Below are 832 nucleotides of genomic sequence, written 5' to 3' on the forward strand. Positions count from 1 at the left end.
TTCGCTCCGCAGTACGCCGACGTCGACCTCCACATCTCGCCCTGCTTCGGGGTTTGTCCACGGGACATGCCCCCCGCCTTACACCATCGCGCGATGGTTTGGTAGAGAAAAACACCAGCCATCTAGCCGGCGCTCGGCGCGCGGGAAGGTCGGGGCCATCCCGCGCGCCGTCGACACCAACGGAGATCCTGGTTCGATTCCCTTGACACGCGTACAGTTGTAAAGCAATCATGACGTGCCGAACGGTCGGTCATACTGAACGGTCGGTAACGTTTCACGACGAACATGCCGGAGCAGCGGGGATCTCGTGGGTCCCTCGTGGTTTATCGCCCGTGAGGTACACAATGAAGCTCACAATCAAGACAGATTCCGGTGAAATGATGGGCACGATCGAAACACCGTACTTCCGCCCTCACGACGGCGAGGCGAAGCTCCCGGGTGGAGCCGGCATGCAGCTTTGGCGTATGATTCACGAGCGTGTCGGGGACGGTTCCTCCGCTCGCCTATTGAATTACTCATTCACCATCGAGACGGATGTCGTGCGTCTCGAATCTTGCTTCATTACCCGCGCCGACACCTCCGGCAACGATCCGATGGATCTCCGATACCGGAAAGCCACGCCGCTGTAGCCGTTGGCTTTTTGAGCATCGGCGCCGGTCAGGAGCAGCTTACTCCAAACCGCGACAGAGGGATCCCTCTCAGTGTGCTAGCACTACTCTGCCACATCCACCCACACGTTCATATCGGCACGAGCGCCCGCACCGTCGCTCCGCACCGCGCGCATCTTTGGGGCGCAGCGAGCCTTTGAATCAGTCGCCGCCGGATTTCCGGT

The 832-nt window shown here is 60.3% G+C and carries 1 protein-coding gene; it reads left to right on the forward strand.

The annotated features are described in order from the left end of the window. The first annotated feature begins 344 nt into the window (after window positions 1-344). A complete protein-coding gene (locus tag QHF83_RS53365) occupies window positions 345-629 on the forward strand; it encodes a hypothetical protein (RefSeq protein ID WP_282425890.1) in 285 nt (94 codons plus the stop codon). Window positions 630-832: the final 203 nt, after the last annotated feature.

It is taken from the genome of Polyangium sp. 15x6, assembly GCF_029960785.1.
GTDB lineage: Bacteria > Myxococcota_A > Polyangia > Polyangiales > Polyangiaceae > Polyangium.

Coding starts and splice junctions, on each gene's coding strand:
- QHF83_RS53365 (WP_282425890.1), top strand. CDS start 345: ATGAAGCTCACAATCAAGACAGATTCCGGTGAAATGATGGGCACGATC.